7 protein-coding genes and 1 pseudogene are annotated in these 6,395 nt (G+C 59.3%); all 8 read right to left on the bottom strand.

Going from position 1 to position 6,395, the window contains the following annotated elements:
* Positions 1-116 precede the first annotated feature (116 nt).
* Positions 117-479 carry a hypothetical protein gene (locus VMS83_RS05835; protein ID WP_325410785.1) on the bottom strand — a complete coding sequence of 121 codons (363 nt, stop codon included), beginning with the start codon at positions 477-479 and terminating at the stop codon, positions 117-119.
* A gap of 43 nt (positions 480-522) precedes the next feature.
* A complete protein-coding gene (locus VMS83_RS05830) occupies positions 523-1,404 on the bottom strand; it encodes an Mrp/NBP35 family ATP-binding protein (protein ID WP_325410783.1) in 882 nt (293 codons plus the stop codon).
* Between the two features lie 32 nt (positions 1,405-1,436).
* On the bottom strand, positions 1,437-3,032 hold the full coding sequence (gene atwA, locus VMS83_RS05825) for a methyl coenzyme M reductase system, component A2 (protein ID WP_325410781.1): 1,596 nt from the start codon (positions 3,030-3,032) through the stop codon (positions 1,437-1,439).
* A gap of 334 nt (positions 3,033-3,366) precedes the next feature.
* On the bottom strand, positions 3,367-4,077 hold the full coding sequence (locus VMS83_RS05820; RefSeq protein WP_325410778.1) for a DUF169 domain-containing protein: 711 nt from the start codon (positions 4,075-4,077) through the stop codon (positions 3,367-3,369).
* Positions 4,078-4,173: 96 nt separating this feature from the next.
* Complete coding sequence (locus VMS83_RS05815; protein WP_325410776.1) at positions 4,174-4,530, bottom strand: DUF134 domain-containing protein; 357 nt, start codon at positions 4,528-4,530, stop codon at positions 4,174-4,176.
* Positions 4,531-4,610: 80 nt separating this feature from the next.
* The gene (locus tag VMS83_RS05810) at positions 4,611-4,898 is read right to left on the bottom strand and encodes a hypothetical protein (protein ID WP_325410774.1); all 288 of its coding nucleotides are present in this window, start codon (positions 4,896-4,898) and stop codon (positions 4,611-4,613) included.
* A 36-nt stretch (positions 4,899-4,934) separates the two neighbouring features.
* Positions 4,935-5,162, bottom strand: coding sequence for a hypothetical protein (locus tag VMS83_RS05805; protein WP_325410772.1), 228 nt, complete (start codon positions 5,160-5,162; stop codon positions 4,935-4,937).
* Between the two features lie 326 nt (positions 5,163-5,488).
* A pseudogene (locus tag VMS83_RS05800) lies at positions 5,489-6,395 on the bottom strand (methyl-coenzyme M reductase subunit alpha); the annotation flags it as partial.

The raw sequence follows: 6,395 nt of genomic DNA, 5'->3' as shown, positions 1-6,395 counted from the left end.
TGAACGGGGTTTTCATCTCATTTTTCTTCCTTCCGTCAGGGTATATTTGTTTTCATCAGAGGATTTCCCCGGGTGCTGCCGGGACAATCCCTGCTCCTTCCCCTCCTGTCAGTTTCCTACTCATCAGTTACGGTGACGGAGAAAGAGTGAACGGCGGCCCCATGAGAACAGGCCCCCGGTGTTGTACCGTTACAGCCGGTATCACGGGCCGACCTGCCGTTATGCCTGACCAGGTACCGGCACTGTGGCGGATCGGACGGGTGTAGCGGCCGGAGGTGCTCGATTTTTACCACGATATACGGAAAGCGGCCAAACGCGGTGAACTCCAGCCGCCGCAGGAATCCCGAAACGGTGTTGCACTGGTAGCGGGTGAGACAGAACCGGTCGCGGAGCTCCTTTACTGTAACCCACCGTTCTTCGCATCCCTGCTCGGTCATGAACTGTTCCAGAAGCTCAGGGATACCGGAATACTTTCTCATATCTTTAAAAAAGGCCGGGGCAGGTGTCTCTTTTGCCTGCCGGTCAGGAGTTTTTGCTCTCAATATGGGCCACAAGGAGCTGCATTGCGCTGTCGGTTGCCTTGTAGGTCGGGGAACCGGTATGCCGCAGGATGAAGGGCCGTCCTGCATCGCCGGCGCGGACCAGTTCCGGGTCAAGTGGAATAGCACCGAGGAACGGCACGCCAAGATCCTCTGCTGCCTTCTTTCCCCCGCCCTCGCCAAACACATCGACCGTTCCTTTGCAGTGGGGGCAGACCATCCCGCTCATGTTCTCGATAATCCCAAGGACCGGCAGGTCCAGTTTCTCGATGAACTTCACCGCCTTGGTGGCATCCATCACTGCCACGTCCTGCGGGGTCGTGACGATCACCGCTCCCCGCACGTTGGGCGCAAGCTGCGCTATGGTGAGCGCTTCGTCGCCTGTGCCTGGGGGAAGATCGACCACCAGGTAATCGAGCGCCCCCCAGTTCACTTCAGCAAGGAACTGTCGGATGGCCGTCATCTTCATCGGGCCCCTCCAGACCACGGGCGAGCTCGTGTCCGGGAGCAGGAACGCCATGGACATGACCGCGAGGTTGCCGGTGACGCGAACCGGCTCGATGGAATTTTTGAGGACCGCCGGCCGCTGGTTCTCGATCCCCAGCATCTTGGGGATATTGGGGCCGTGGAAATCGAGATCGAGGAGGCCGACCTTTCTGCCATGGCCTGCGAGGACAGACGCCAGGTTTACCGCAACGGTGGATTTCCCGACCCCGCCTTTCCCGCTGAGCACAAGGATCACGTGCCGGACATCGATCTTCGCCTTGGGAGGCAGTCCCGAAGGGGCGCTGTGCGGTTGTGCCGAGGCACAGGTGCTGCAGTTCTGGTCGCATGCCGGTTCGTTGGTGTGTGGTGGTACGGTCATATCCGGATCATCCTGGAAAGGGGGTGTTCGTGTCAGTCATGGCTCTCATCTTCAGAGACCTGTGCGAGGACTTCGGCAGCCGGGCCGATGGAGAGGATCTTCCCGCCCCGCATCAGGGCGAGGCGGTCGCAGATGTCCCGCACGAAGTCTATATCGTGCGAGACCACCACGAATGTCTCTCCCATCTCGTCGCGGGCGTTGAGAATGGAGTGTTTCACGTCCTGCTTGGTGACGGGGTCCATCGTACCTGTCGGTTCATCGAGGATCACGAGGAGAGGTTCCCGGATCAGCACCTGGGCGAGCGCCACCCGGTGCCGTTCGCCGTTGGAGAGTTCTCCCGGGTAGCGGGGGAGGATGGCCCGTGCCTTCTCCGCGGAAAATCCCGCCATTACGAGCGTTGATATCGCCTTGCGCTGCGCGAGCTCCTTGGGGAACTCAAGCCCGATGGAGTCGGTGAGGTTGTCAAGGACTGTCCGGTGAGGGAAGAGGTCGTACTCCTGGTGGAGGAGGCCGATATACTCCTTTGCCCGCCCCCGTTCGGTGATGCCGGGTTTGGTCATGTCCACCCAGTCGTCCCCGATCAGGATGTTCATCTCTCCGCTCGTGGGCTCGATGATGCCGGCAATGATCTGGGAGAGCGTGGTCTTTCCCGCTCCGCTCTTGCCGATGATCCCGAAGATCTCCTTCTTTGCCACATCGAAGGTCACGGAATTTACGGCCCGGACCATTCCCCGGTCGGCAGAGACATAGCGCTTGGTCACGTCCCGGGCAGCGAGGATCTTCTCCCCGAGCTCCGGAGGCTCCACTGCCCCGATCTCTTCGTATTCCCGGGAAAACGAACCGATGACGTCACGGGGGGACCCGATGGCCGCAATCCCGCCATCGGCAAGCAGCATGGCCCGGTCTGCCATGTCCTCGATCACCTGCGAGAAGTGCGAGGTCACCATCATCCCCATCCGGTTGCGCTCCGCTGCTTCGGTGAGCATCGCATGGACCAGCCGGGCGGTTTCGGGATCGAGGGTGCCGGTCGGCTCATCGGCAAAGAGCAGGGCAGGCTCCTTTGCGAGCTGCCGGGCGAGCACCACCCGTTGTTTCTCACCGCCGGAGAGATCGCGGGCGATATGCATCATCCGGTGGGAAAGTTTCACCTGGTCGATCAGGTCTGCGGCGCGGTTGACCGCCTGCTCCGGGGGATACCGGATATCGTCGAGGGCATGGAGCACGTTCTCGATCACCCGGTCATCGCCGTACAGGGCAAAGGTGCGCTGGAACATGATCGCGGTCCGGTTCATCACCCGGGACTTCATCCCGTTGCTCTTCTCGTCCCAGAGGTCCACGTCAACGGCAACGAGTTCTCCGCCGCACTTCGGGCACCGGGTCCCCGCCCGGCTCTGCACGTCCATGAATGAACAGCGGTCGCAGGCGGCCATGTGGTAAACGATCGAGCCTTTGGTAGGGGGATCCTCGACCCCCCGGAGAAGGTGCATCAGCACGCTTTTTCCCGTCCCGCTCCTCCCGATGACGCCGAGGATCTCCCCTTCCGGGATCTCAAACGAGACGTTGCTGAGGACTGTTGTGTCGCCAAAATCCATGCAGAGGTCGCGTACGCTGACAAATGGGGCTGGCATGGTATCTCCTGCTCCTTTTTTATTTGTTCCCGGGTGCAGCGGGTTTTGGTTCGGTGGCGGATACGGGCTCCTCTTCAGGATCCCTGCCGTCACTGTTCTTCCCGCAGGGTCCCCGCCCCCGCCCGATCAGTCTTCCCCGTTTCATCGGTCCTTTCCCGTCAAAACCCGGCATAAGTGTAACCTTCGCGATCTTCGCAGAGAATTATTACGCATATGAGCATAAAGATTTAAGGATCGGGTACAAAAAAGGGTAAGAGGGATCCTGCCCTGCGTGCATCTCCCGGCTGCTGCAGAAGCACCGGCACACCGGGCATTCCCCCTTTCGAGGAGTGGATTATTTTGAACCGGCTGCCCCGAGTACGATGGGGAGGGCCGTGACCAGCTCCGGCAGCATCTCGGCCGGGAATCCCATCACCATCTCGTCGTCGCCGATGCCGGAGAACCTGCGGGATCCGTCGCAGCCGAGCGAGAAGTTAGGCTGACCGGAGTGATAGGTCTGTGCCGTTGCATCCGCACAGACCGACTGGATGCCGGAGAACTCGGCGTGGATTCTCCCGCCGAGCCGGAAGAGGCTGCTCTGGGCAAGTTTGAGCATGTTGCGGGGCGTGGTGACGATCAGGATGATCTGCGGGGAAAACGGCGTCTTCTCCAGAGGAGCATACATCGTGGCATAGGTCTCTCCCGTGTCCAGGTGCGGGATCCGCTCGATCGTCCGTTTGCAGGCCGCATCGCTGTCAAATTTCCCGAGTTTGAAGTAGAATTCACCGTTTTTTAAGGAGGGTGTGATCGGTTTTAAGCCCAGCGACCATGCGCCGCCGTTGCATTCGTGCTTCTCCGCAGGGGCATAGAAGATCTTACCCTCCATCCGTGCCAGGTTCACCATCGAACAGTGCCGGATGGTCTTGTCGAGCTCCGGGATCCCTGCCGGGATATCCGCTTTCGTGGGCGCAAACCTGATAGCAACCGGCGATCCTTTCAGGTTCAGGAGCTTTTTAAGCGTTTCCGAAGCCTCGTGGTAGTTCACCTCTATCTTCTCGTAAACCATAAGCATCTCCTCGTCTGTTCAGACAGGGTAATTACCCATATGAGCGAAACCATAAAAAGATGACGGAACGGGACAAAAAAAGGGCGGTGCTGTGCGTTACCGCGGGCACTTCGGGCACCGGCCTTCTGCCGCTTTCTGGCAGCCAGCCATCTCGATCCCCTTGCCGTTGACCAGCGCGTCAGCGATCTTCCGCCGGGCCTCATGCAGGTCCCGCCACGCGGTCTTCCGCGAGACCCCCAGACGTTCTGCTGCCTCCTCCTGTTCCAGTCCCTCGAGATCGACGAGTCGTATCAACTCTATCTCATCGGGCTGGAGCGAGATGCCGGATCCTTCATCTTCCGGGCAGCAGCAGGGCTTGTAGCAGCGCGATTCTGATGTATTGGAGATGATACGCCTGAGACGGGGCCTTCCCCTGCGGGGGCACTCGTTCTGAGAAGGAATTTCGGCAGCCACAAACGCACGCTCACTGAGATAGTGTATCCGGAATAGTATAACAGCCTTGCCGGGAACGACCTGCCCGTCGTTTCCTGATGCTAGTGTCCATCAATACGGGCAATCTGCCGCTCCTGCACCAGGTATCTCCTGATGGAACGATAGGGAGGCACCGTGTCCCGGATCTTCTCGATCCTGGTCACCCGGTACCTGCAGGAGGGGAAGGCCATCGTGTGGCAACGGCGCAGGAATCCGGCGACCGCTGGTCCGGAAAGACAGAGAGACGGAAACCCGGCCCGTATTTCCTGGACCGTGATCCAGCATTCCGGGCAGCCCCGCCGGCTCATGTACTGTTCGAGCAGATCGGGAAGAAAAAGGGATTCTGGCATGATTCCAGCCTCCGGGTTGACGAGGGAACGGGGAAATTACCTGCAGCGCGGCCCATGCCCACAGGAATGGCGTGCGTTTTTGGCATCATCCTCGGACTGGCAGCAGCAGGTTTCACCGAATTTTAAGGGGGACGTGCAGGACTCCCGGTGACTGACCCCGGCTTCGTGCTCTTCGTGTTTCTCACCGCAGGCGCAGGTGTGCTCATCGATGCACCCGTGACGGGAGGCGACGGATTTCTGGTTACTGGTTGTTGGTTCTGGCATGGTAGATTCCTGAAATTGCTGTATTATAATTACTCATATGCGCATAAATGTTTAAAACCTTGTTATCCGGGCACTCCCTGCAGCTGAATGTTTCGGTCTCACCATTCGGTATAACCGGGAGGCTTTTCAGCTCCAGAGCGGATCATCGCCAAACCGCGTTTTCCAGAATTTACGGGGGTCCTAATGAGTGCCTTCCCTGTTTCCTGAATGAGACAAACAGGATCCCTGCGATGGGGGACGAGCGAACGGATCCCCCTGCAGTAACTATCCTTGTATCAGGAAACACTCGCAAAAAAGAAAAAAAATTTGGTTGGGGACGATCGTGCTTACCTTGCGGGGATGATCAGCGAGCGCTCGCCTGCGGGCATGAACTCGCGGATGGCACCCTTTGCGAACTCGCGGCGGGGTTCGGAGAAGTCGAACTTGAGCGACGGGTCTGCGAACGTGATCTTCATGAGCGGGGACAGGGTCCAGGCATCCTGGCGTCCGTAGTGAGCAGCTGCTGCAATTGCGGCATACTCTCCCTGGTGTCCGACGTTCATTGCGTAGTTCGGGTAGTTTGGTCCACGGAGTTCGCCGATACAGCCCTCGTCGGGCCGGACGGACATACAGTTCGCGGAACCGCACTGGTCCTGCAGGTCGTAGCCGAAGAAGCCGAGACGTGACCAGCCTTCCTTGTGCATCAGCATGGACATGTACCAGCCGTTGAGACCTGCGTTGGAGTTGAAGGTACCAAGCGAGGCGGAGATACCGGATGCTGCAGCAAGGACGGATGCACGCTGGGAACCGCCGAAGTGGTCCTCGAGCGTGGTCGGGTACTGCTCGTACTGCTCCATACCGTAGAGCGTGACTTCGGATGCAATGTCGCTGACTGCTTCCTGGGTCTGCTTTGCCTTGCCGAGACCGCCGTGGTTCTTCTTGACATAGTCAAGACCGTAGTAGCAGAAGTCGTCAAGGATGTTGTCGGTGTATGCAGCGGTTGCATACTGCGTGAATCCGACACCGCCGGACATGTAAGATCCGAGCCAGATCTGGTCGAAGAGCATCGCACCTGCACCGACGACCTCAAGGGTTGCCTTGACGGGGTCGTTGGGGTACTTGCGGTCTGCCTGGATCATATCACCGAAGTGACCGAACTTGATGCCACCTGGCTCGTTCGGGCCACGGGCACGGCGGGCGGGCAGGATGTCTGCCATCTGGATAACACCGGCGTGCTTTGCGGCGAATGCAAGG

It is taken from the genome of Methanoregula sp., from assembly GCF_035543475.1.
Classification (GTDB): domain Archaea; phylum Halobacteriota; class Methanomicrobia; order Methanomicrobiales; family Methanospirillaceae; genus Methanoregula.
The sequence above is the reverse complement of the archived record's forward strand: the minus strand, read 5'-3'. Positions and strand labels throughout refer to the sequence as shown.